This is a genomic window from Pseudomonas sp. GL_091, from assembly GCF_057837725.1.
This window is the reverse complement of the sequence record NZ_CM174451.1, coordinates 6,560,310-6,584,908: the sequence shown is the minus strand read 5'-3', so window position 1 is coordinate 6,584,908 and position 24,599 is coordinate 6,560,310. Positions and strand designations below refer to the sequence as shown.

Sequence of the window (24,599 nt, the reverse complement as noted above, 5' to 3'; positions counted from 1 at the left end):
CCATTCAGGAGCTGTCCCATGGACTTTATTCGCATCATCATCGCCATCCTGTTGCCGCCACTGGGTGTATTTCTGCAAGTAGGATTCGGCGGGGCGTTCTGGCTGAATATTCTGCTGACGTTGTGCGGTTACATTCCGGGGATCGTGCATGCGGTGTACATCATCGCCAAGCGCTGAGCTGAGCTGAGCGTCGGCAGGTCGGCCGCCTTCGCGAGCAGGCTCGCTCCCACAGGATTTGTGCATGCCACAGTACCTGTGGGAGCGGCGGTGCGGCGATCCGACTTGCCCGCGAAGGGAACGCCTCCGTTTCGGCAATGGGCGCAGGCTTCAGTCCACTGAATCCATCACCCGCCGATAAAACAACCACTCCTGCTCCAGCGCATGGGCCTGATTGCCGGCCTTGCGAAAGCCATGGCGTTCATCGGCGTAGTAATGCGCTTCGACCAGGATGCCGTTGTCTTGCAGCGCCGTGACCATGTCGCGGGTCTGCTGCGGGACGACCACGGCATCCAGTTCTCCTTGAAAGAAGATCATCGGCACGCGGATGTTGCTGGCATGCAGCAGCGGTGTGCGGGCGGCGTAGCGTTCGGCATCCATTTGCGGATCGCCGATCAGCCAATCCAGATAGTCGCTTTCGAATTTGTGGGTCGCGCGCCCCAGAGCCACCGGATCGCTGACTCCATACAGGCTGGCGCCGGCGCGGAACACGTTGTGAAAGGCCAAGGCGCAGAGGGTGGTGTAGCCGCCGGCACTGCCGCCGCGAATGAAGGCCTGGTGGCCGTCGATCAAGCCGCGTTCGTTGAGGTAACTGACCACGGCGCAGGCGTCTTGCACATCCACGTCGCCCCAACTCAGGTGCAGTGCCTGGCGATAGGCCCGGCCATAACCACTGCTGCCGCGATAGTTGAGGTCGGCCACGGCGAAGCCCCGCTGTGCCCAGTACTGGATACGCGGATCGAGCATCGGGTAGCACGCCGAGGTCGGGCCACCATGGATGAACACCACCAATGGCGGTTTCGCCTCGCCGGTCATCGCCGGGTAGAAGAAACCGTGGGCTTCGCCTGAGCCACTTGGGTAACGCAAGGTTTGCGGGCGGCTGATCTGTTCGGGAGCAAGCGGTGCGATACCGCCGGCCAGTACTTGCACTTGACGGCTCTGGCGGTCGATGGCGATGACGGCGGTTGAACTGACGGGCGACGCCGCGATGCAATAGATGAACTGCTCATCCACGGCGAGATGACGGAAGCGGCTGTAGTCGCCGGTGAAGTCGACGCTGGAATCGCCGCCTATGCCCAATCGGCCAAACCCGCCTTCGGTCCAACTGGCCAGATAACTATCGTCGCTCAGCGGTAACCAGGTGCTGCCGCCAAGTTGCCAAGGCGCGGGGCCATGGTCGGCGCTGGCACTTGGCAATGGGCTCAGGCCTTTTTCAGATTCCGCCCATGGCTGCCAGTAACCCGCGCGATCCGTCAGGCAATACAAGCGACCGCTGGCATCAAACCGCGGTTGTTGCACAGACTCTTGAACGCCGTCGCCCGCCACACAACGGGCCTCGGCAAAGCCGCCGTTGGCGAGGCGTTCGGCAACCATCAAGCGGGTCGCTGTCCATGGCAGATCCGGGCGACTCCACTCGATCCAGGCCAGGCGCCGGGCATCAGGGCTCAGCGTCGGTGCCGCGTAGAAATCAGCACCCTCGGCCAGCAGGTGACGTGCGCCATCGAGCAGATCGATTGCCACCAGTCGGTATTGGTCGCGATGCTCCTCGACCGCCAGCACCTGGCCGTTGGCGAACTGCAGATCGCCATAACGGCACGCCCCGGACGTCAGCCTTTCGGGCGCTTCGTGTTGCAGTGATTGCCGATACAACTGCTGGTCGGCCTCGTTGACGAAAACGAGGCCGTCGTCCGTCAGACAAAACGCGCCGCCGCCATACTCGTACACCCGACTGCGCACGCTGAACCCCGGTGGCGTCAGGCACTTCGCTGCACCGTCGCGCCAATGCCAGATCCGGCAGGCCGCGTCTTCGGGGCGGTACTCGTTCCAGAACAGGCCCGGTCGACCGACCTGCAGTTCGGCAAAGTCGATTCCGGCGGCCACGGCTTTGGCAGCGCTGAAAGGTTCAGCTTTTGGCGATGAGGCGTGAGTTTCGTTCATTGCGAAAGGCCAGTTGGTCGATGGTCTGGGTGGCGTGTTCGGCTTCTTCGCGGGCCTTGAGGATCACGCCGTGTTGTGGCGACTTGCTGCACACCGGGTCGGCGTTGCTGGCATCACCGGTGAGCATGAACGCCTGGCAGCGGCAGCCGCCGAAGTCTTTTTCTTTCTCGTCACAGGAACGGCACGGCTCGGGCATCCAGTCATAACCGCGAAAGCGGTTGAAGCCGAACGAGTCGTACCAGATGTGCTGCATGCTGTGATCGCGCACGTTGGGAAACTGCACCGGCATCTGTCGGGCACCGTGACAGGGCAGGGCGGTTCCGTCTGGCGTGACCGTCAGAAAAATACTGCCCCAGCCATTCATGCAGGCTTTCGGGCGTTCTTCGTAATAGTCCGGCGTGACGAAAATCAGCTTGCACGGATGCCCTTCGGCCTCCAGTTTGGCGCGGTATTCGTTGGTGATGCGTTCGGCGCGCACCAGTTGCTCTTTGGTCGGCAAAAGCCCAACGCGATTGAGTTGCGCCCAGCCGTAGAACTGGCAAGTGGCGAGCTCGACGAAGTCCGCTTCCAGGGCGATGCACAGCTCGATGATGCGGTCGATCTGGTCGATATTGTGCCGATGGGTGACGAAGTTCAGCACCATCGGATAACCGTGGGCCTTGACCGCCCGGGCCATTTCCAGTTTCTGTGCAAAGGCCTTTTTCGAACCGGCCAGCAGATTGTTCACCTGCTCGTCGCTGGCCTGGAAACTGATCTGGATGTGATCGAGACCAGCCTTCTTGAAGTCGCTGATTTTTTGCTCGGTCAGGCCGATGCCGGAGGTGATCAGGTTGGTGTAGAAACCCAGTTTTCGGGCTTCGGCAATCAACTCGGCGAGGTCCTGACGCACCAACGGTTCACCACCGGAAAAGCCCAGTTGCGCCGCGCCCATTTCCCGCGCTTCACGAAATACTTTTATCCACTGCTCGGTACTCAGCTCTTTGCCTTGCTCGGCGAAATCCAGTGGATTAGAGCAATACGGGCATTGCAGCGGGCAGCGATAGGTCAGCTCGGCGAGCAGCCACAGCGGCAGGCCGACCTCGGGTTTGGGCGGTACTTGCACCGATGAGTCAGGCAAGTTCGATCCAGTGCTGCGCACGGGCAACCTCCATGAATTGCTCGATGTCGTCTCCGAGCTCGGGCACGCCGGGGAACTGTTGGTCGAGCTCATTGATGATTGCCGCGACATCCCGTTCACCGTCAATCAAACCACCGATCAGCGCGGCACTTTCGTTGAGCTTGATCATGCCTTCCGGGTACAGCAGCACATGGCCTTTTTGCGCCGGCTCGTACTGGAAGCGGTAGCCAGGGCGCCAGGTCGGGGTCTTGCTGCGATCGAAACTCATAAGGTGATTCCTTTGTGCCAGACCCGTTCCCCGGTCACGCTGTGATACGGCGGGCGTTTCAGTTCGTAGGCCATGCTCATGGCATCGAGCATGCTCCAAAGAATGTCCAGTTTGAACTGGAGAATTTCCAGCATTCGCTCCTGGCCTTCACGGGTAGTGTAGTGCTGCAACGTGATCGCCAGACCATGCTCGACATCACGCCGTGCCTGGCCCAAGCGCGTGCGGAAATACTCGTAGCCGGCCGGGTCGATCCACGGGTAATGCTGGGGCCAACTGTCCAGGCGCGATTGGTGGATCTGCGGGGCGAACAGTTCGGTCAGCGAGCTGCTCGCGGCTTCCTGCCAACTGGCGCGGCGGGCAAAATTGACATAGGCGTCCACGGCGAAGCGTACGCCGGGCAGCACCAGCTCCTGGGAGCGCAGTTGGTCCGGGTCTAGGCCCACGGCCTGGCCCAGGCGCAGCCAGGCTTCGATGCCGCCGTCTTCACCGGGCGCACCATCGTGGTCCAGCAGGCGCTGAATCCATTCGCGGCGGATCTCGCGGTCAGGGCAGTTAGCGAGTATCGCCGCGTCCTTCAGGGGAATGTTCACCTGATAGTAGAAACGGTTGGCGACCCAGCCCTGGATCTGTTCGCGAGTGGCCCGGCCTTCGTACATCGCCACGTGATAGGGGTGGTGGATGTGGTAATAGGCGCCCTTGGCACGCAGGGCCGCTTCGAATTCGGCGGGGGACATTGGGGTGTCAGTCATTGCGGTTCTCCGGGTAGGACCGGTGGATTCTTTGGTGCCTGAGCTGGCCTCTTCGCGAGCAGGCTCGCTCCCACAGCTGATCGCATACCCCTGTGGGAGCGAGCCTGCTCGCGATAGACCGCGCAGCGGTCTCGACTACTTACAACACAATACTCATGCCGTCATACGCCACTTCAACCTGGCGCCGATCCAGCTCTGCGCGCTCCAGCGAATCCTCATCAAGAATCGGGTTGGTATTGTTGATGTGGATAAGCACCTTGCGTTGCTTGGGCAGTTGCTCCAGCACTTCAAGCATCCCGCCGGGGCCGTTCTGCGCCAGGTGTCCCATCTCGCGACCGGTACGGGTACCGACGCCGCGCCGCTGCATTTCATCGTCATCCCACAACGTTCCATCCACCAACAGGCAATCGCTGCCGGCCATGATTTCCAGCAGCGGCGCATCGACCTTGCCCAGACCCGGTGCGTAGAACAGTTTGCCGCCAGTGTTGAGGTCTTCGACGATCAGGCCGATGTTGTCGCCCGGATGCGGGTCGAAGCGGTGCGGTGAGTAGGGTGGTGCAGCGCTGCGCAGTGGCAGCGGGGTGAAGCGCAGGTTCGGGCAGGCCGGTACGCTGAAGCTCTGGTCGAGTTCGATGCGATTCCAGGTCAGCCCGCCATTCCAATGGTTCAGCATGGTGAACAGCGGAAAACCAGTGCTCAGGTCTTCATGGACCATGTCGGTGCACCAGACCTGATGCGGGCAGCCTTCACGCAGCATGAGCAGGCCGGTGGTGTGGTCGATCTGGCTGTCCATAAGGATGATCGCGCCGATCCCGGTATCGCGCAGGGCGCGGCCCGGTTGCATCGGGGCGAAGCTCTGGAGTTGGGCGCGGATGTCCGGGGAGGTGTTGCACAGCACCCAGTTCACGCCGTCATCGGAAATCGCGATGGACGATTGCGTCCGCGCCTTGGCCCGCAGGCTGCCGTTGCGAAAGCCCGCGCAGTTCACGCAGTTGCAGTTCCACTGGGGGAAGCCGCCGCCGGCAGCGGAACCTAGAATCTGGACAAACATGGACGCTCCATCATTTCAACGCTGAAAATAAAACGCCTCGGATAACCGAGGCGTTGTGCTGCATCTCTGCCAAAGCTGAGATTAGCGGCTTGCGAAGTACATGGTGACTTCAAAGCCAATACGCAGGTCGGTGTAGGCAGGTTTGGTCCAGGCCATAAATTGAACTCCTTCAGGTAGGGTGGGACAGCGCTATCTATAGGTATAGTCCACCTCAAGTCAGAGATGTTCCAGATAGTTAGGTTGCTATGTTACTCAAAATTTCAAAGAAATTGCCCGTGAAACTTTGAGAAAGCTCCTTGCAGCCCCGGTAAAGATCATTTTGCCGCTTGCCATGGCGCGTCTGGTGCAGCGCTGTTGGCAAGGCACAGCCAGCCGCCTTCGGCCTGATTCAGGCGTCGGGCCGCAGCCAGTAAAGCGGTCCGGTCAATGCGCACAATGGCCTCGGGCAATTGCGTCAAATAATCCGACGAGCGGCCGGCCAGCTTGCCCTGCCAGAGCAATCCGGCCGCTTGACCCGTGGTGAGCGCAGCGCTGGAAAACTGATCCGCCAGGGACTGGCGTTGAGCGTTGAAGGTGGTGTCGTCGAGCGAGTGGATCAGCTCCGGCAATCGATTCAGGAATTGCTCGATGTGTTGCAGCAACTCCACAGGTGCGACGCTTGGCGATTGCACGCCGAACAGCAGCCCGGTTTGCCCGTGAATCTGGCGCAGGGCGCTGAACACCGCATAGCCAAGTTGCAGCTCCACCCGCAGGCGTTGGTAGAACGGTGTCTGGCAGACATGCGCGAGCAAACGCCATGCGGCTTCGTCGGCCATTTCCTGGGTGGCTGTCGGACAGAACAGCAGCAACGCGTGCTCACTGGAGGCGGTATCGACAGTGCTCCACAGATGCTGTGCAAGGATCGAAGAGGGCGGCGTCAGTTGATTGTCCGGCGTGCCGGGTATGCGGCTCAAGGCCAGGCCCATGGCCGCTTGAGTCTGAGCCGATAACCCGATGGCCAGCCCGTCCCATTGCGCACTCGACCAGAGTGGCAGCATGTCATCCGAGTTCGCGGTGTGCCCGAGGCAGTGATCGGGCAATGCCTTGAGCAGTTGTCGAATCGGTATCAACGCAACGCTGGTCGATTCAGCTTGTGAGGCAACGGCATCGGGTTTTGTCAGTTCTTTCAGCACATGCTCCAGGACGCTGGGCATCGGCTCCTGTAGCCCGTTCAGTTTTAGCAGCCATTCGTTGCCCGATGCACTGAAGGAAAAATCCACACCGGCCTGATGCGCGTCTTCGCGTAACGGTTGCAGGTGGTTTTCTAGCCGTGATTGAAGGTCGCTGCCGGGAGCCGAGTCCAGACGCCAGCGCAGATAAATCGCACCTTCAGCACCGTTGTCCGGCCATGCCTGGCTGAATTGCATCGGCGAACGTTCACGACGGCTGCGCGAGCGATCCTGGGCAAAAGTGCGCAGGCCGCGGTGGGCGCTGGTCTGGCCACGAATCAATCCGGCGTTGGCTGCCGCTGCCTCGGAGCGTAAGAACGGGTTGGGTGCCGGCAATTGCCATGGCCCGCTGAAGTTATCCACAGCGCCGATTTGTTGAAGGATTTGCTTGAGGGCTGTAACGCCCGGCTCGGATAACCCGACTTCGCGTTGTTCGCTGTCCAGTCGGGCCAGTTGCAAGGCACTGCTGATTTGCTGCTGGCGCTGGAGCAGGGTGGCGTACTCTTCGCGCAATCGGTTCCAGTCTTGCTCGGCAAAGAAACCGAGCCAGTCCATCAGGCGTTCGCGGATGCCTGTTGCCAAGTCGGCGGCGGGCAGGGTGAATTCGATATGCAGCAAGGCTTGCCCGGCGAACTGGTACAGCGGCTGGGCTTTCAAGTGATCGGCCAGCCCGCGCTCGCGCAGGTCCACCAGCAAGCTGCCGGGTTTTGCCAGGTTCAGCCAGTGGCACAGGAATGCCAGCGCTTCGGCAGAGTTGTCAGGCAGTGTTTCGAGAGCAAACAGCAAGTCCAGACGTCGTTCGCCAGCCTGTTGATAACTTTTGTCCGGTGCGTCCATCAGAGGTGTAGGCGCTTGTTGCGTGACTGTTTCGCTTTTGGCAATGACGCCGCCAAAGGCTTCGGCCATCGCTTTCAATTCATCGAGGTTCTGCGGTCCGGCCAGGCTCAGGGTCATTTGCCCGGTCTGGTAATAGCGCTGATAAAAACCCTGCAAAGCCTGCTGAAAATCGGCTTGATCCACTGGCAGACTGTCGCGATTGCCGGCATGAAAACCCCGTAGCGGATGAGCCTCGGCCAGGCCATTGAACAACGCAAACTGCTGCTGCGCCGCGGCATCCTGCGACCAGGCGACAAATTCCGCCTGCAAAACTTCCCGTTCCTGCTGCTGGTCGTCCGGATTCATACGCGGATGGGCGAGCATGTCTGACAGACGCTCCAACCCACCGGCAAACGCCTGGGGTGGCAGTTCGAAAAAGTAGTCCGTGGTGCGTTCGCTGGTTCGTGCGTTTACCTGGCCGCCATGACTCTGGACGTAGGCCATCAACCCTTGCCCGGCGGGAAAGCGCTCGGTACCGAGAAACAGCAGATGCTCAAGAAAATGCGCAAGGCCAGGCCACGCCAGCGGCACATCATGGCTGCCCGCGGCGACCCGCAACGCTGCTGCGCAACGCTTCAAATTCGGGGCATGACGCAGCGTCACCCGCAGGCCGTTGGCCAGGGTTTCAGTGTGGGGGCGAAGGGGATTCAGCGCGGGCATGGGCACTTCCAGAACAGTGAAGTGCCAATGCTAGCGGATTAGGGGGCGTTCTCAATTAGTTTCCGCGCCGCGGGAAACTAATTGAGAACGCCCCCTAGGACTAGCGCTTGTTCAGGTCGCCGTAAAGCTCGGGACGACGATCGATCAGGTAGCGATTGGCGGCGCGGGAGTCGAGCATCAACTGCCGATCCAGCTCGCCGACGATCAGTGCTTCATCCAGCCCGGCCTGGGCGATACGGCTGCCATCCGGTGCGGCGATGCTGCTCTGGCCGCAATAATGGATGTCGCCTTCATGGCCGCAGTAGTTGGCGTAAGCCACATAGCATTGGTTTTCGAAGGCACGGGAGCGCACGGTGACATCGGCGACGAAATCGAACGGAATCATGTTCGCGGTCGGCACCAGGATGAGTTCTGCACCGGCCAGGGCCAGACGCCGGGCGTTTTCCGGAAACTCCAAGTCGTAGCAAATCAGGAAACCGAGCTTCCAGCCGTTGAGCTCAACGATGGGAAACTCGTCGGAGCCTGCGCTGAACATCGAGTGATCCAGATCGCCGAACAGATGGGTCTTGCGGTAGTTGCAGATGCGCTCGCCGTTAGAGTCGATCAACTGCACGGCGTTGTAGATCTGCCCGTCCTCGGTGCGCTCGGGATAGCCATACAAAATGGCGATCCCGGCAGCCTTGGCAATGCGCGCAATCTGCTGCGCCGACTCACCGTTGTACACCTCCGCCAATACGCTGACGGCATCGACGCCGATGTTGTAGCCGGTCAGGAACATCTCCGGCAGCACCAGTAGGTCGGCACCTTTTGCCTCCTGCGCAAGCTGCTGCAAGCGTTGCAGGTTGCCAGCGACATCCAGAGGCAGCGGTGGACATTGGTAAAGGGCTACGCGCATTTCGGATTCCTCTTACTCGGGCAGGGCGATCGGTCCGATCTCGTTGAATACATCTCCTGGACCCGGATTCTCGGCGTGAGTTGCACCGCCGAAGTGTTTCATGATGCCCCACACCGCGTTGAGCGAGGTCTGTACCGCACCCTCAACCCAGGCCGGCGTCCACGAAACGTCGTCGCCGGCGATGAAGATCCCGCGCTGTTCGGCGGGCATGTCGTCCTGCATGAAGTGCGCGTACATGCGCTGGTTGTAGCGGTAGTGGCCGGGCAGGGCGCCTTTGAACGCGCCGAGGAAATGCGGGTCGGCTTCCCACGAAACGGTGATCGGGTCGCCGATGATCCGCGCGGCGATGTCGACTTTCGGATAGATCTTCTTCAACGCATCCAATGCCAGCTTCACACGTTTTTCCACCGGCTGCGGCAGCATTTTCAGCGCGTCACTCATCCACGAGTACGACAGGCAAATCACCCCCGGCTTGTCGTCGCCGTTGTCGAACAGGTAGGTGCCACGGGTCAGGCGGTCAGTGAGGGTCATGCTCATCAGGTCGCGGCCGGTTTCCGGATCCTTGTCCTTCCAGAACGGGCGATCGACCATCACGAAAGTCTTCGACGACTGCATGTAGCGGGTGCGGTCCAGGGCCATCCACATCTTTTGCGAGAACAGGGTTTCGTCGCATTCGATCTGGGTGGTCAGCAGCCAGCTCTGGCAGGTGGTCAGCACCGCGGCGTACTCGCGGGTGTCGCCCCAGTTGTCGGTGACGGCGAAACGGCCACCCGGCGAGTGGGCAATCTTCTTCACGCCGGTGCGCGGTGCGCCGTTGTGCAGGGAACTGAGGCTGGTGCCGGCCGGCCAGTGCGCGCAACGCTCCGGCACATGGCGCCAGATGCCCTGCGGTACCTGTTCCACGCCGCCGACCACGAGGTGTTGGTGATCGTCGCAGTTGGTCATCACCACGCGGAAAATTTCCAGCATCGAGTTGGGGAAGTCCGAGTCCCAGCCGCCGGTACCGAAACCGACCTGGCCGAACACTTCACGGTGATGGAACGAGAGCTTGGCGAACGCCTTGGAGGTGGCGACGAAGTCGTAGAAGGTGCGGTCGTCCCACAGCGGCACCAGGGTGTTCCACAGTTCCTTGAGGCGCGGCACGTCGCGGTCGCGAATGGCTTGCTGGATATCGGAGAACTGCGAGCCGGCTTCCAGGGCGTCGGCCCAGGCGTCAGCCACTTCCTGGAACAATGCAGGAAGGTCCGACAGCTTCTGTGCGTAATGGGTCTGACCTTCGAGGTCGATCACCGTGCTGCCCGACGCGGGCGTCAGCGGGTTGGGGAAGGGTTTGGTTTCCAGGCCGAGCTTGTCGACGTAGTGATAGAACGCGGTGGACGACACCGGGAAGCGCATTCCGCCCAGTTCGGCAACGATGCCTTCGGCCCCATTGAATGCCTGGGAGCGCAGACGGCCGCCCATTTTTGAGGCTTCGTAGACGACTGGTTTCAGGCCCAGCTTCATCAGCTCATACGCCGCTACCAGGCCGGCGATCCCGCCGCCGACAATCGCCACTTCGGCACCGTGATTGTGCTCGGGAATGCTGCCCAGCCCGGCCGGGTGTTCGATCCAGTCGTCGAAGGCGAAAGGAAAGTCCGGGCCGAAAATGGTGACTGGTTTCTTACCGTCTGCAGGATGGCGATTGTTCTTGTTCATGGCTGACCTTGCTGGCGACCCGACGCGGAATGCGCATCTGAGTATAGGAAAAGATGCCAGCCATTCTAGAGAGCACAGAACACGTTAATAAGACGCAAAGTGTCGTCATTTTGCTGTTTTATTGGTCAGTATGACGATCATGATGCACACACTGACCAATGTGGTAGCGGGCTTGCCCGCGAAGAGGCCAGCTCAGGCGCCAAAAAACTACAGGCAGAAACTCAAACCGGCTGCCCCCGATCAATCTTGCTACTCAAGATGATCGACGTCGTGGTCTTCTCCACCCCATCCACACTGCCAATCTGATCCAGCAACTGATCCAGCTGCTCCGGCGAATCGGTGCGCAACCACGCCACATAATCAAATTCGCCACTCACCGCACACAACTGCTGCACCTGCGCCATTGCACTCAGGCGTCGCAACACCTCCTTGCCGGAACGCGGTTGCACGGTTATCCCCACATACGCCTGCAACCCGCCATCCACCACCCGCTGCCCAAGGCGCACGCCGTAACCGGTGATCACCTTGGCCTTTTCCAGCCGCGCCAGGCGCGAAGTGACGGTGGTACGGGCGATGCCCAGTTGCCGGGCGAGCATGGCCACGCTCTCGCGGGCGTTGATCTGCAGGGCGGCAATCAGTTGGCGGTCGATTTCATCGAGAACAGGCGTGCGAGTGTCAGGCAAAGGGTTATCTCCAGCGGCATGGATCAGTGCGCAAGCATGTTACAGGCAGTTCCTGCAGGACGCTCGCGACGGAGATTTGATCCAGCCTCAATACCGTTCATGACATTTTTGCCTGCGACAAATTGCCATAAGTAACTAGGTAGTACATTATTCCGCCCTTGTCACAAATGGGGAAAATTTCCGACATGAACAATTCTGGGGCTGCCGCCGGCAGCAAATGGTTGCTGGCGGGGCTGGGTGTGCTGATTGCACTGATCGGGCTCGGCCTGGCCGGTGGCGGTGGCTATCTGATCGCGCTGGGTGGCAGCTGGTATTTCCTGCTGATGGGGCTGGCGATGCTGGCGTCCGGGTTGATGATTGCCCGGCGCAAGCCGCTCGGCGCCTGGCTGTATGGTGTGGCGTTGCTCCTCACTGCGATCTGGGCGGTGTGGGATGCGGGTCTTGAATACTGGCCGCTGGTCTCACGGGTGCTGACCTTCGCCGTGATCGGTCTGGTGGTGGCGTTGATCTATCCGACCCTGGTCCGCGCTTCGGGCGCGACCGGCGGGCGTGGCGCCTACGGTCTGGCTGGCATTCTGGGTGTGGGCGTCGTTGCGACGATGGCCTACATGTTCGTGCCGACCCACGTGGTCAAAAACACCACTGTACCTGCGGTAACGCCGGTCACTCCGGGTACCGAACAGAAAGACTGGGCGCACTGGGGCAACACCACCGCCGGCAACCGCTTTGCCGCGCTGGACCAGATCACCAAGGGCAATATCGACAAGCTGCAGGTCGCCTGGACCTTCCGCACCGGCGACATCCCGCAAAGCACCGGCGCCGGTGCCGAAGACCAGAACACCCCGCTGCAAATCGGTGACACGGTCTACACCTGCACCGCCTACGGCAAAGTCTTCGCCCTGGATGCTGACACCGGCGCCCAGCGCTGGAAGTTCGACCCGCAAGGCACCGCGCCCAACTGGCAGCGCTGCCGTGGCCTGGGCTATTCCGAAACCCCGGTGTCTTCGGACAGTCAGCCAACCGCCTGTACGAAACGCCTGTTTCTGCCGACCGGCGATGCGCGCCTGATCGCCATCAATGCCGACACCGGCAAGCCCTGCGAAGAATTCGGCAACAAAGGCACCGTCGACCTGACTACTGACATGGGCGAAGTGAAGCCCGGTTACTACCAGCAAACCTCGACCCCATTGGTCGCAGGAGACGTGGTGATCGTCGGCGGCCGCGTGGCCGATAACTACTCCACCGGCGAACCGCCGGGCGTGGTGCGTGCCTACGACGTGCGCAGCGGTGAGCTGGTATGGGCGTGGGATCCGGGCAACCCGAACACCACCAAACGTCCGCCGGCCGGTGAAACTTACACCCGTGGCACGCCGAACGTCTGGTCGGCCATGTCCTACGACGCCAAGCTCGGTCTGGTTTACTTGCCAACCGGCAACGCCACCCCTGACTTCTTCGGCGGTCAACGCACCGAGTTCGACGACAAGTGGAACTCGTCCATCGTCGCCATCGATGTGAAGACCGGCCAGGTGCGCTGGCACTTCCAGACCACTCACCACGACCTGTGGGACTTCGACCTGCCGGCGCAACCGCTGCTTTACGACGTGCCGGATGACAAGGGCGGCACCCAGCCAGCCCTGGCGCAAGTCACCAAGCAGGGCGAGATCTTCCTGCTCAACCGCGAAACCGGCGTGCCGATTGCCCGCGTCGAAGAGCGCCCGGTGCCGCAAGGCAAGGTTCCCGGCGAACGTTACTCGCCAACCCAGCCGTTCTCGGTGGACATGCCGTCAATCGGCAACAAGACCCTGAGCGAAGCCGACATGTGGGGCGCCACGCCGTTTGATCAGTTGATGTGCCGCATCCAGTTCAAAGGCATGCGCCACGAAGGCGTCTACACCCCGCCGGGCATGGACCGCGCCCTGCAATTCCCGGGCTCGCTGGGCGGCATGAACTGGGGCAGCGTCTCGGTTGATCCGAACACCCACTACATGTTCGTCAACGACATGCGCCTGGGCCTGGCCAACTACATGATCCCGCGCGACAAGATCAAAGCCGGGGCCAGCGGTATCGAAATGGGCGTGGTACCGCAGGAAGGCACGCCGTTCGGCGCCATGCGCGAACGCTTCCTCTCGGCGGTCGGCATTCCGTGCCAGAAACCACCGTTCGGCACCATGTCGGCCATCGATCTCAAGACCCACAAGCTGATGTGGCAAGTACCGGTCGGCACCGTGCAGGACACCGGCCCGCTGGGCATCCGCATGCACCTGCCGATCCCGATCGGCATGCCGACCCTCGGCGCTTCGCTGGCCACCCAGTCGGGCCTGCTGTTCTTCGCTGGCACCCAGGACTTCTACCTGCGCGCCTTCGATACCGGCAACGGCAACGAAATCTGGAAGTCGCGCTTACCGGTGGGCAGCCAGTCCGGGCCGATGACTTACGTTTCACCGAAAACCGGCAGGCAGTACATCCTGTTGACGGTGGGCGGTGCGCGTCAGTCGACGGATCGTGGGGACTATGTGATTGCCTACGCTTTGCCCAAGTAAGGGCTGAAGCTTGAGTCAGAAAAGCCGCGCCATTGCGCGGCTTTTTCTTGGGCGAAAGAGAGGGTATGGAAATCGGCTAGGATTGAGGCAGTCGAGGGTGCGAGGCGAAGGACATGACAACGAAGCTACCTGCTGCTGTACGGGACCGTGCATTGCAGATCGCCCATCATGAAATGGGGCACTATGTGATGGCCCGCGCCCTGGGATTTGAAACGGGCGGCGTGACCCTGACAGTGACCAAGGATCTGCGGCACCAGGGAGGGGCCTCCATTACCCTGGTGCGCCCAATTTCGTCGATGGAAGCCATGAAGGAACATCTGGAGGCCCGAATGATGGTGCTCCTGGCTGGCGCAATGGCGCAGACCCTCCCTTCAAAACCTTCAGCCGCAAAACGCGTCGACAAGCCCAAAGCCACCGCCATCCTCAAAGGCGAGCAAGGGGCGGAACAGGATTACGCAAAAATCAGGGAGCTTCAGCATTTGCTGCGCAACATTGCCTGCCCCGATACCGATCCAGCGTCGGGTGAGCGAATAACGGCGCAGCTTAAAGCGATGACTGATCGGCTGTGGGTTCGGACGCAAAAAATCATAGAGGATCAGGCCGAAACGATTGTCGAATTGGCTGTGGTGCTGGTGGGCGGTATGGCTCTTGTTGAGCAATGGGGGCGGGCGGCGGATACGTATGAGGTGGTGTTCCCCGGGCCGATGCTGGAACGGTTGCGGGCGGTGCAGGCCATCCCTTCGTTACGTGTTTGGACTGACAATTGCGGTGATGTCGTTCAGCACTGGAAGTAACGAAGGGTCGAAGCGTTATTTGCTCGCGAGCATAGCGTCTTGCACCAGTGGCAACAGTGCATCAGTCGCCGCTAACAGTTCAGCCAGAAGGGTTTCGTCCACATCCATATAACCTTCGTACTCAGCCAGATTGCGGCGCTCGTGACAGAGCGCGAACAGGCGTACATGGACTTTGTTCAGACCGAGAGTATGTATCAGGCACTGAAATACCAGATAGCGACGGTCGGAGCGAAAACCCTGCAAACGCATGGCAGTCAGTGCCAGAGCATGGGCGGCGTTGTAGGCGAGGTCGAAGCGACTAGCAAAGGACAGGGCTGAACTGTGAGCATCCTTCAAACGGTCCGTGGCCGATCTCAGCAGCCCTTCACATTCCTTGCGATCTGGCGGTTCGGCTTTGAGGCCGCCGCTACGCACCAGGTTTTCCAGATTTTCGTTACTGCCCATCGGCTACCTCTGCTGGATTGCGGCCAATCAAATCAATTTTTTCCTGTTGCTCAACCCGCACTACAAAGCTGTTGCCGGCCGCCTTCTTGGCTTGCCAGTCGGCCAAGGTATAGAGCGTTGGGTTAATGGTGCGGCCAAGCTGTTCCTCTACGGGTAGTACCCGTTCCATCAAGTCGCTGTAACTGAGATTTTCGCCAATCAGCATCAGGTCAATGTCACTGCCTGCATGCTCGTTACCCTTGGCAATGGAGCCATAGATGAACGCCCATACCAACTGATCATTCAGTGGAATCAAGGCCGCACGCAGCTGCTCTGCAATGCCAAAAGTCTTACGGACTATCCCAAGCAGTTCTGCATAGATGGGGCATTCAGGGTTGGCTTGGTAGTGCGTCTGATTACCCCGTCGACTCATGGTGAGAATGCCTGCACTATGCAATCGCTCCAGCTCTCGCATCAGGCTGCCCTTGCCGACCTGCGCCCAGCGGGATATTTCATTGGCATAGAAGCTCTGATCCGGTTTGCCATACAACATGCCCAGCACTTTTTGCTGAGTGGCAGTAAAGAGAGCATCGCTGAGCGGGATGGCAGGCATGGTTGACTCTATAAGTCCCAAAAAGGGAACGATAGGTCCCTTTTTGGGAATTTTCAACTCTGCCGTGATTATGTGTTTTTCGATGGGTCTGCTTCCTTTCTCGTTTGAACAGACCGCCGCGTCAGCGCTTTTACCACATCATCAATCACCGCTTTGCTCATCGTCGTCAGATAGTGCGCGGCCCAGGCGTGGCGGTCGGAGTCTTGGGCGTAGGCGGCATCGACTGTCAGGGACTTGGCGAGGTACAGCAGGTCGGAGGCTTGGGCCAGGGCATCGGCGATGGGGACGTCGCGGCAGACGTGGAACAGTGGTTGGTCCGAGAGATACAGGAAGGGTGTGAAGCCGACGGTTTTTAGTTCTGAAGGTGTGGATGTGCTCATGTTCAAACTCCTAATTTTTTAAGGAGCTGTCACATTCGTTTCCAAGCGAATGGGTGGCAGCTGCGCGCAGGTTGGAAAACCGGGAAACTAGATCGGCATAGGGGACGGCCTTGCCGTTCCCCTGCCACACCACCCGGCATGCGGGTCCGCACCGGGCGGTTCGAGAGATTGAGGTCAGGACAGACGCGGCAATCCCAGGCGGTCAAACCAAGCCAGATTCAGCACCCGATTCAACCCAAGACAGCTAGTACGCCACCAGCGGCGGGTGTTTCCCACTGCTCTTTGTGCATCATCCCTATTGGCGCCCAGCGCCTGCAGCTTTGTGAAAGCCGTCGTTCCGCGTTTCCATTGTTTCAGTTGAATAGCCCTTAGTCGGTGCCGTATCCATTCCTCCAGCAAACGCAGGATTTTCGGAGTTTGCGACAGACTGAAGTACGCTTTCCAACCCAACAGATACCGGCGAAGGTCATCGACAACCCGCTGCATACTGCGGCCGCAGTTGCGCCGGGTAAGCTGGCGGATTCGCTGCTTGAACTGCTTCTGTGCTTTGTATGAAACCGCGCGCCTGACTTCGCCTCTTCTGGACCAGAACTCGTAGCCCAGAAACTTGCGGCCAAACGCACTCGCCACTGCACTTTTGCTCTCGTTGACGCTCAAGTGCAGCTTTTCATACAGGCGCCGGAGTAATGCCATTACTCGCTCGCCTGCCTTTTGGCTGCAAACATAAACGTTCGCATCGTCGGCATAGCGCACAAAGCAATGCCCTCGGCGTTCGAGCTCACGATCCACTTCGTCCAGCAGCACGTTCGCCAATAAGGGCGATAACGGGCCGCCTTGCGGCGCCCCGCAACGGCGCTTTTCAACCGCGCCATCCTTCATCGTTCCGGCGTCCAGATAAGCCCGGATCAGCCGGATAACCGGCTGCTCTGCAATCCGTTTGCTTAAACGATCAATCAGAATGTCGTGATCGACTCGATCAAAGAACTTTTCAAGATCCACATCCACCACGATTTGCCGGCCCGAGGATACATAGTGCTGTGCCGCGAGAATCGCGCTGTGAGCATTACGACCCGGACGAAAACCGTAGCTGTGTTCACTGAAGGTAGGATCAAGTAGAGGCTGCAAAACTTGCAGTAGTGCTTGCTGGATAAGGCGGTCGGTGACCGTCGGGATACCCAGCTCGCGTTCGCCGCCGTCGGGTTTTGGGATGACCACTTGGCGTACCGGGCTGGGCCGATACGCCCCTGACAACAATTGTTGGCGAATCCCAGCCCACTCTGTCAGCAAATGTTGAGCTGTCTGATCAATGTCCAGACCGTCGACACCCGCTGCACCTTTATTGGCTTTGACTCGCTTCCACGCTTGTTGCAGGTTTTCTCTCGCAAAGGCGCATTGCAGCAACCCTTGCCCTGCGCTTTCGGTATCACCTTGCGGGCAACATGCCTCGTCGCTGACAGGGAGATTCACGGCTTCACCGCTCTTTCTCCGCATCCGCCCCGCGTTTGGCAGGCATCTGACTTCCGGTCGTGTCGCATCAAGGTGGCCTACTACGCTCTCTCTCGTTCGGCCCTTCGTCTTAAAAAAAAAAGACTACTACGGCCTCTGCTGACTTCTCGCTCCGGCTTGCGCCGTCGCCCTTTCAGGCGCTAGGCGAGATCTCCCCAGGTAAGAACGCAATCCTTCACCGCACAACTGCCGAATCTACGTCGTCGCCCTTTTGACCACTAGAGCTTCGCGGTTATTCGCCCGCTCGCCCTGGCCGACTTCGCCTCATATTCGATTTTTGTACATCAGCTCGCGGCTTCGCTCCACGCTTCCTCCCCACACTCGGTCACCCTCATGCAGTTGCGCTTCACTTCGTTTGCTGTGGTCAACTTACGGTGGGACTTGCACCCACAAGATTGCGCCCATGCTGGGCGCACGAAACCGGCACGCCCGAGGGCGTCCCGCGCACAGCCGCCATAACTCAATATCGTGATGGGCAAACTGTTGCGTCCAATTTCGACGGGTTTCCAAGCCCGATCACTGAATGGTCAGCGACGGCCGGAGACTATCCCGTCAAAGAAAAGCGCAACAAGGCGGCAAAGTGCCCAAACAGAAGATTCGGAGTTTGCCTACAAGGTCCTAAGGCGTCATCCGATATTGCGTCACCTTCAGTAAACAAAACCAAACAATCAGGCAAAAAAACTGCAAATGAAACGCGGCGTTTTAGTTTGACGTACACAGCCTCCCATCAGTACCGGCACGATAATCAGGCCGGTCGTAAAATGGCTTGACTGTAAAACTTTTCTCGTGCGACAACTGTCCACGTTTTATGGAATGTGGACAGCGAGGCTTTTTGAGTTCATGAAGAGTCAAGATATTTTGCTTCTTTTTAAAATGGCTAGTCTCCACGCGCAGGAGGAGAAGCTTTTTGGAAGAATGGAATCGGAGTCAATGGCGGATTTCGTTGAAACGCTACTGGAGCCCAGTGTGAACTCACCAATGGTGGCTGGCGATCCGGTGGGTCGCGCATTGGCTGCTCACAACCCTGATCCTGAAGACACAGTTTATCGCGTGCAGGAGCTTGATACCCCCATGGGGGATGCTGACAAGTGGGAGGGGTGGTCGGACGCGGTTCCGTCCCCCCCAGTGTCAACCTGGATTGAAAGTTACTCCTTGCGTGCACTCTCGGCATCTCTTGGCCTGAGTAAAAGTGAGGTTTCGAACTCAATGGCACGGTGTCGTGAGGCGGGGTTGCTCACCAACGACTACGACACCTCTCTCCCGAAGGTGAACCGCCGAGAACTCGTGAAAATCACGGAGCATGCCCTCAAATACTTTTACCCAGTAAAGCTAGGTGCAATTGTTCGCGGCATCCCCACCGGCTTTGCAGCGCCAGCGCTGTCCAAGAGCCTCAAAAGTGCTGGTGGGCTCATTCCAGTTTGGCCAGATCCTTTGGGGAGTGAGCGCGGTCAGGCGATAGAGCCGCTCTACAAAACTGTTCCAGACGCGGTGAAGAAGGACCGAACCCTTTATCATTATTTGGCGCTCGTTGATGCGATCCGCGTTGGCGGACCTAGAGAGTGCGCAGTAGCGGTCAACATACTCAAGGCGGGGATGGGGCTGAAATAAGATGGCATCAAATTCTAACCATAATTACGAGCTGATCGAGTATGTGGCTGAAGGTCTGGGCAAAGAATTTTTGGCTGAAGTTGCCTTTGTTGGTGGATGCACGACGGCAATGCTGGTGACCGACACCGCTGTCATGGATGACATCCGGTTTACTGATGATGTCGACTTGGTAATCGAATTGGCTGGTGTTAGTGCCTGGCAACGCCTCACAGAACGCCTGGCGGCCAAAAAATTCAAAATCACAGGGGAAGACGAGGTCAACTGTCGATTTCGTTTCAACGATGTCATCGTAGATGTGATGCCTTCGGATCCGGCTGTTCTCGGCTATGCGAACCGCTGGTTCGTGGAAGGGCTCGCTCAAGCTGTGAAGTTCGCGCTACCCAGTGGTCTAGAGATACAGATCTTCAAGTCGACTTACTTTCTTGCTACGAAGTTGGAAGCCTTCAGCGGGCGCGGAGAAGGCGATCCTTATCACAAGGATGTCGAGGACATCGTTATCTTGATTGATGGGCGCGCGGAGCTACTGGAGGAGGTTCGGCGGGCGGAAACCGAATTGATGCAATTCATTGTCAAAGGGGTTGGTGAGCTGTCTAGGCTCAGCGGCATCGACTATGCGATTCAAAGCTCAGGCTCGGTTCGGGCAAACCCCGCTCGTGGCATGCTCATCCATCAGCGTATGAAGGATCTGAGCCTGCTCGCATGAGATACGAAATCAGATCGGTAAAAGGGCGAGCCCGAGAAGCCAACCATGATTGTGCTGGCGCGGTATTCGATGGCGTCAGGGGGTTGTTTGTTGTCGTGGATGGCACTTCGAAGCCCGGTAGCGGCCAGTTGGCCCATGGATTTGTGCAAGCAGTGATGGATGCCTGTCAGGCCCGTATTAGCCAAGGCGCTGAAGACACTACTCATAGTGGCGTCCAGCAGCTGCTACGGTCTGTACTTACAGATTTACACGCTCCACTGTTTGCTAAGCACACCGGTACAACAAGCTACTTGGTTGGTGTTGCTTCTCATGGGCAGCTCACCCTTGCATATGAGGGCGACTGTTCATGTGGCTTTACCAGCGCGGAGGGTGGAATCGAGTGGTTTACACCACCGCATTGCAAGGCGAACTGGAGGCGTGACCGATCACATCGGGAACTTGCGCCTGATCCGGCCCGCAATCTGATCACCCGTTGCTATAGCGCCAACCGTTCCCCGGATCCAGATTTTGTTTTCCGTTCAGTGGCTGCAGGCGAGCGTCTGGTGTTCGCAACGGATGGCTTTTGGGCGGAGCTGACCGATGCTCGACAGGATGACGTGCTTGCAACTCCTGCCATTGAAATCACCGATGTAGACGATGATGTGACTTGGATTGATGTGAAGCTGTAAAACATTGCGAGTTGGCCGGTTTTTTCATTGATGGCGCGCCACTTGCGTATGAAGTGGGTCGAAGGGCTTGAAATGGGGCCGAAGTCATTCCAACTGAAGAACTCCAGTCGCTCCCACCGACCAGGCACGAAAAAGCCGCGTAAAAACGCGGCTTTCTTGTTTGGTGGGCCCACACGGACTTGAACCGTGGACCAAAGGATTATGAGTCCTCTGCTCTAACCAACTGAGCTATAGGCCCTCAGTAGGTCGCGGATTATAGCGATGGTTTCGCAGCTGTGCTATCCGAAAAATCCAATACGGTTGTACGAAGAAACGTCGCGGCAAATTCGTCGGGGGGCAGGGGCAGGCTGACGATGTAGCCCTGGATTTGTTCACAGCCCTCGGCAGCGAGGAATTGCTGTTGCGCCAGGGTCTCGACCCCTTCGGCAATCACGGTGAATGGCATGCTGCGTCCGAGCGCGATGATGGCGCGTACGATCGCCGCATCGTGGGGATCGTCCGGCAGGCCGCGGACGAAGGACTGGTCGATCTTGAGGATGTCCAGTGGCAGACGCTTGAGGTAGCTCAGGGACGAGTAACCGGTACCGAAGTCATCGATGGCCAGTTGCACACCCAGTTTTTTGAGTTGATGCAGCACCGCCAGCGCTTCCTCGGCTTGGCTCATGATGAAGTTTTCGGTGATTTCCAGTTGCAGGAAACCGGGGTTGAGGCCGTTGTCCTTAAGCAACTGTTCAATGCGGCCCAGCAGATTGGGTTGGCGCAATTGGGCGCCGGCAAGGTTGACCGACAGTGGGCCGGGACTTTCGTACAGCCGGTGCCATTCGGCCATCTGCCGGCAGGCGGTTTCCAGAACCCAGTCGCCGATTTGCAGGATCATGCCGTTTTCTTCAGCCAGCGGGATGAAGTGTTCCCGCGGCACGTCGCCAAAGGTCGGGTGGCGCCAGCGGATCAGGGCTTCGGCGCCGACCAGGCTGTAGTCCACGAGGCTGATTTTCGGTTGGTAGCACAGGTGCAACTCGTTGCGTTCGATGGCGCGGCGCAGTTCGTGTTCCAGCGCTACGCGTTCGCTGGCCTGGGCGGTGAGGTCGCGGGTGTAGCTTTCGACGCGGTTGCGGCCCTTGGCCTTGGAGCGGTACATCGCGGCGTCGGCGTTTTTGATCAGTGTGGCAACGTCGCAGCCATCCTTCGGATAGAGGCTGGTGCCGATACTGGCGCTGATGAAAAACTCGTGTTCGCCGGCCTGGAACGGCGCGGCGAAACAATTGAGCAATTTGGTGGCGATGTGGTCGGCATCGCTGGATTGTTGCAGGCCCGGCAATAGAATGATGAATTCGTCACCACCCAGGCGCGCCACGGTGTCGATGTCACGCAATTGCTCCTTGAGACGTACGGCAATGCCCTTGAGCAGCAGGTCGCCGACCGGGTGGCCGAGGCTGTCGTTGATGTGCTTGAAGCGGTCAAGGTCGAGGAACAGCACGGCGCCCTGGCCGCCGTTTTCCTGTTGGTTGTTGAGCGCCGTCAGCAAGCGGCTTTCGAACAGCGTGCGGTTCGGCAGGCCGGTCAGCGGGTCGTGGTGCGCCTGGTAGTCGAGTTTGGCCTGGGCATGCTTGAGGCTGGAAATGTCGGCGAACACCGCGACAAAGTGGGTGATGAACTTGTCGCGGTTGCGCACGGCACTGATGGTCAGCCAGCTCGGATACAGCTCGCCATTCTTGCGCCGATTGGAAATCTCGCCCTGCCAATGACCTTCGGCGGTCAATTGATGCCACATGGCCGCGTAGAACGCGCTGTCATGCAGGCCTGAGGCGAGCAGGCGTGGCGTGTGGCCCAGGGCCTCGTTTTCGCTGTAACCGGTGATTTCGGTGAACGCACGGTTGACCGCGCTGATGTGCTGTTGGGTATCGGTGATCAACACGCCTTCGGCGGTGCTTTCGAACACGGTGGCGGCCTGTTGCAGTTTTTCCTGCATCAGGTGCCGCTCGGTGATGTCCCGGGCGATGGTCAGCATGCAGTCTTCATCGCCAATCGGCAGCGGACGGCTGGACACTTCACAGAGGCGGATCTGCCCGTCGCTGCGGCGGATATGGCAGCTGAAGTCGCGGACAAAGCCGTCGCGGTGCAGCAGGTCGAGCATTTGCTTGCGTTCATTGAGGTTGACCCAGATTCCCAGGTCCAGCGCCGAACGATCCACTGACATGGCGCTGTTGAACCCGGTGATGCGGCTAAAACCATCGTTGACCTCCAACAGCAAGCCATCACTTTGCCGAGACAGCAGCAAGCCGTCGGGAGAGGCGTGGAAGGCCTTGGCGAACTTTTCTTCGGAAGTTTGCAGCTGTTGCTGGGTTTCCTTGAGCTGGGTGATGTCCCGCACTACGACCACCAGCGCCGGTGTCATGTCGAGGTTGAACGGTTCGGCGGAGATCAGGCCGGTAAACACCTGGCCGTTGCTGCGACGAAAGGGCATTTCCAGGTTGCGGATGCTGCCGGCCTGCAAGCGTTGCAACAGGCCCGGCCCAACACCGGGAATCCCCCAGATGTTCAGGTTGGTGGCGGTCTGGCCAATGACGTCCTCGGCCTTGAGGCCGATCTGTTCTTCGAACGCTTCGTTGACTTCCAGCAGGCAGCCGTCGCTCAGACGCGCGATCACCAGCATGTCCGGGCATTGCTGGAACACGGAAGCGAATTTCTGTTCCGATAGGCGCAGCGCTTCCTCGGTGCGCTTGGCGTCGGTGATATCGATCATCAATCCGCGCAGCACCGGCTCATGCCCGTGTTCGATCAGGCTGACGATATCGCGCACCCACAGGCAGCGGCCGTCGGCGGTGATCACCCGGTAATCGAGGCGGTGATCGCGCCCGGCCAGCACTTCGTGATCGCAGAAGGTCTGGGCACGGGTCAGGTCGGCGGGGTGAATGATGTTGCGCCAGAAGCCCGGAATCAGCCAATGGGACAGGGGATAACCGAGAAGGTCTTCGGCGTGGGGCGATACATAGCTGTAGGTGAAGTCAGTGACTTTTGCTTCCCAGGCGATGGCCGACAGGCTCTCCACCAGGCCGCGGTAGTGGTATTCGCTGCTGCGCAGTTCCTGTTCAAGGTTGACCCGGCGAGCGATTTCCGAGCTCAAGCGGCGGTTGATGCGGATAACCACCGCCAGCACGGTAGTCAGCAGCAGCAATCCGGGCAGGCCATACACCAGCAGGTCATTCCAGAAAGTTCGATGATCGAGGACGTTGCCGACCCAATGCTCCTGAATGGCGCTGATTTCAGCGGGGCTCATGTCTGCCAGGACTTTGTCGAGAATGCCGACCAGCATCTTGTTGTCGCGGGGTACAGCCATGGCCAGTTGATAGCGATAGGGGGTTTCACCACTGACATACAACCCATCGAGCTTGAGTTGGCGCAGTCCCCAGACGCTGGAAGCCAGATCGCCCACCACGGCGTCCACTTCGTCGGTGGCCAGCGCCTGTAGCGCCGAGCTGACGTTGGGCACCGCCACCAGGTTCAAGTCGGGATGGTGGCTGCGCAGCAGCTCGTGGGGGGCGTAGTTTTCCACCACGGCGATTTTCAGGCCGTACAGGTCTTGCAGGTTATGTGGCTGGGGGCCCCCGACATGGGCCAGGATGACAATCGGAAAATCCAGATAGGGGCGGGTGAACGACAGGTATTTCTGGCGTTCAGGGGTCGACATGATGCCCGGCAGCAGGTCCAGTTTGCCCTTTTTGGCTTGTTCCAGGACGGCGGTCCAGCTCACCGGCTCGATGGGCGTGAGCCGGGTTGCCAGCCTTTTGCGGATGACCTCGATGTAATCCGCGGCAAGGCCCTGGTAGCGGCCCCCATCGTCACGAAACTCGAAGGGCGGCCACGACGCATCGACACCCAGGCGCAATTCCGGGTGAGCCGCCAGCCAGCTACGTTCATCGTCAGTGAGAGTCAGCGCGCCAGCCGTTGCGGTCCAGGTCATCAGCGACAGCAAAAAAAGCACGGTCGGCAGTCTGGGCATAACGGTCT

Annotated in this window: 21 protein-coding genes and 1 tRNA gene; 6 read left to right on the top strand and 16 right to left on the bottom strand. The window is 59.4% G+C overall.

Annotation, left to right across the window (positions count from 1 at the left end; genetic code table 11):
- Positions 1–18: 18 nt before the first annotated feature.
- Complete coding sequence (locus tag AC3ITY_RS30070; RefSeq protein ID WP_003228885.1) at positions 19–177, top strand: YqaE/Pmp3 family membrane protein; 159 nt, start codon at positions 19–21, stop codon at positions 175–177.
- A gap of 150 nt (positions 178–327) precedes the next feature.
- Here the strand turns inward: AC3ITY_RS30070 and AC3ITY_RS30065 are convergent, their stop codons facing one another.
- The 10 genes from AC3ITY_RS30065 to AC3ITY_RS30020 all read right to left on the bottom strand — a co-directional run bounded on the left by AC3ITY_RS30065 (position 328) and on the right by AC3ITY_RS30020 (position 11,356).
- Complete coding sequence (locus AC3ITY_RS30065; protein ID WP_489306501.1) at positions 328–2,154, bottom strand: S9 family peptidase; 1,827 nt, start codon at positions 2,152–2,154, stop codon at positions 328–330.
- Positions 2,120–3,292, bottom strand: a complete 1,173-nt coding sequence (gene pqqE / locus AC3ITY_RS30060) for a pyrroloquinoline quinone biosynthesis protein PqqE (protein WP_108231641.1) — start codon at positions 3,290–3,292, stop codon at positions 2,120–2,122. Before pqqE ends, AC3ITY_RS30065 begins: the two co-directional genes overlap by 35 nt.
- A complete protein-coding gene (gene pqqD, locus AC3ITY_RS30055; protein ID WP_015097086.1) occupies positions 3,264–3,539 on the bottom strand; it encodes a pyrroloquinoline quinone biosynthesis peptide chaperone PqqD in 276 nt (91 codons plus the stop codon). Before pqqD ends, pqqE begins: the two co-directional genes overlap by 29 nt.
- A complete protein-coding gene (pqqC, locus tag AC3ITY_RS30050) occupies positions 3,536–4,288 on the bottom strand; it encodes a pyrroloquinoline-quinone synthase PqqC (protein WP_007993179.1) in 753 nt (250 codons plus the stop codon). The genes pqqD and pqqC overlap by 4 nt, the downstream gene beginning before the upstream one ends.
- A gap of 139 nt (positions 4,289–4,427) precedes the next feature.
- A complete protein-coding gene (pqqB, locus tag AC3ITY_RS30045) occupies positions 4,428–5,339 on the bottom strand; it encodes a pyrroloquinoline quinone biosynthesis protein PqqB (protein ID WP_489306499.1) in 912 nt (303 codons plus the stop codon).
- Positions 5,340–5,420: 81 nt separating this feature from the next.
- Positions 5,421–5,495: a pyrroloquinoline quinone precursor peptide PqqA gene (gene pqqA / locus AC3ITY_RS30040; protein ID WP_003444522.1), complete on the bottom strand. Its 75-nt coding sequence runs from the start codon at positions 5,493–5,495 to the stop codon at positions 5,421–5,423.
- A gap of 158 nt (positions 5,496–5,653) precedes the next feature.
- Positions 5,654–8,083: a pyrroloquinoline quinone biosynthesis protein PqqF gene (gene pqqF / locus AC3ITY_RS30035; protein ID WP_489306497.1), complete on the bottom strand. Its 2,430-nt coding sequence runs from the start codon at positions 8,081–8,083 to the stop codon at positions 5,654–5,656.
- Positions 8,084–8,183: 100 nt separating this feature from the next.
- On the bottom strand, positions 8,184–8,978 hold the full coding sequence (locus AC3ITY_RS30030; RefSeq protein ID WP_489306496.1) for a carbon-nitrogen hydrolase family protein: 795 nt from the start codon (positions 8,976–8,978) through the stop codon (positions 8,184–8,186).
- 12 nt (positions 8,979–8,990) lie between these two features.
- Positions 8,991–10,673: a flavin monoamine oxidase family protein gene (locus tag AC3ITY_RS30025; RefSeq protein ID WP_489306494.1), complete on the bottom strand. Its 1,683-nt coding sequence runs from the start codon at positions 10,671–10,673 to the stop codon at positions 8,991–8,993.
- A 221-nt stretch (positions 10,674–10,894) separates the two neighbouring features.
- Positions 10,895–11,356, bottom strand: coding sequence for an Lrp/AsnC family transcriptional regulator (locus AC3ITY_RS30020; RefSeq protein ID WP_046039454.1), 462 nt, complete (start codon positions 11,354–11,356; stop codon positions 10,895–10,897).
- 185 nt (positions 11,357–11,541) lie between these two features.
- Between AC3ITY_RS30020 and AC3ITY_RS30015 the strand changes: the two genes are divergently transcribed.
- Positions 11,542–13,896 carry a glucose/quinate/shikimate family membrane-bound PQQ-dependent dehydrogenase gene (locus AC3ITY_RS30015; protein ID WP_489306492.1) on the top strand — a complete coding sequence of 785 codons (2,355 nt, stop codon included), beginning with the start codon at positions 11,542–11,544 and terminating at the stop codon, positions 13,894–13,896.
- 113 nt (positions 13,897–14,009) lie between these two features.
- Positions 14,010–14,690 (top strand): zinc metalloprotease, encoded by a 681-nt coding sequence (locus tag AC3ITY_RS30010; RefSeq protein WP_489306491.1) that lies wholly within the window; start codon positions 14,010–14,012, stop codon positions 14,688–14,690.
- Positions 14,691–14,705: 15 nt separating this feature from the next.
- On the opposite strand, the gene AC3ITY_RS30005 is transcribed toward AC3ITY_RS30010, so the two are convergent.
- The 4 genes from AC3ITY_RS30005 to ltrA form a co-directional block, all read right to left on the bottom strand.
- Entirely contained in the window at positions 14,706–15,134 is a 429-nt protein-coding gene (locus tag AC3ITY_RS30005; RefSeq protein ID WP_489306490.1) for a hypothetical protein, read from the bottom strand.
- Positions 15,124–15,726, bottom strand: coding sequence for a nucleotidyltransferase domain-containing protein (locus tag AC3ITY_RS30000; RefSeq protein ID WP_489306489.1), 603 nt, complete (start codon positions 15,724–15,726; stop codon positions 15,124–15,126). The genes AC3ITY_RS30005 and AC3ITY_RS30000 overlap by 11 nt, the downstream gene beginning before the upstream one ends.
- 68 nt (positions 15,727–15,794) lie before the next feature.
- On the bottom strand, positions 15,795–16,106 hold the full coding sequence (locus AC3ITY_RS29995; protein ID WP_489306488.1) for a DUF3077 domain-containing protein: 312 nt from the start codon (positions 16,104–16,106) through the stop codon (positions 15,795–15,797).
- Positions 16,107–16,280: 174 nt separating this feature from the next.
- On the bottom strand, positions 16,281–17,597 hold the full coding sequence (ltrA, locus tag AC3ITY_RS29990) for a group II intron reverse transcriptase/maturase (protein ID WP_489306487.1): 1,317 nt from the start codon (positions 17,595–17,597) through the stop codon (positions 16,281–16,283).
- A gap of 828 nt (positions 17,598–18,425) precedes the next feature.
- Here ltrA and AC3ITY_RS29985 point away from each other — a divergent pair.
- The 3 genes from AC3ITY_RS29985 to AC3ITY_RS29975 are packed head-to-tail and all read left to right on the top strand — an operon-like array spanning position 18,426 to position 20,591.
- Positions 18,426–19,220, top strand: a complete 795-nt coding sequence (locus AC3ITY_RS29985) for a MarR family transcriptional regulator (protein ID WP_489306486.1) — start codon at positions 18,426–18,428, stop codon at positions 19,218–19,220.
- Between the two features lies 1 nt (position 19,221).
- Positions 19,222–19,923, top strand: coding sequence for a hypothetical protein (locus AC3ITY_RS29980; RefSeq protein WP_489306485.1), 702 nt, complete (start codon positions 19,222–19,224; stop codon positions 19,921–19,923).
- Complete coding sequence (locus AC3ITY_RS29975; RefSeq protein ID WP_223532732.1) at positions 19,920–20,591, top strand: PP2C family protein-serine/threonine phosphatase; 672 nt, start codon at positions 19,920–19,922, stop codon at positions 20,589–20,591. The genes AC3ITY_RS29980 and AC3ITY_RS29975 overlap by 4 nt, the downstream gene beginning before the upstream one ends.
- 161 nt (positions 20,592–20,752) lie before the next feature.
- Here AC3ITY_RS29975 and AC3ITY_RS29970 read toward each other — a convergent pair.
- Positions 20,753–20,829, bottom strand: a tRNA-Ile gene (locus tag AC3ITY_RS29970).
- Positions 20,830–20,844: 15 nt separating this feature from the next.
- Positions 20,845–24,591, bottom strand: a complete 3,747-nt coding sequence (locus tag AC3ITY_RS29965) for a bifunctional diguanylate cyclase/phosphodiesterase (RefSeq protein WP_489306483.1) — start codon at positions 24,589–24,591, stop codon at positions 20,845–20,847.
- Between the last annotated feature and the right edge of the window lie 8 nt (positions 24,592–24,599).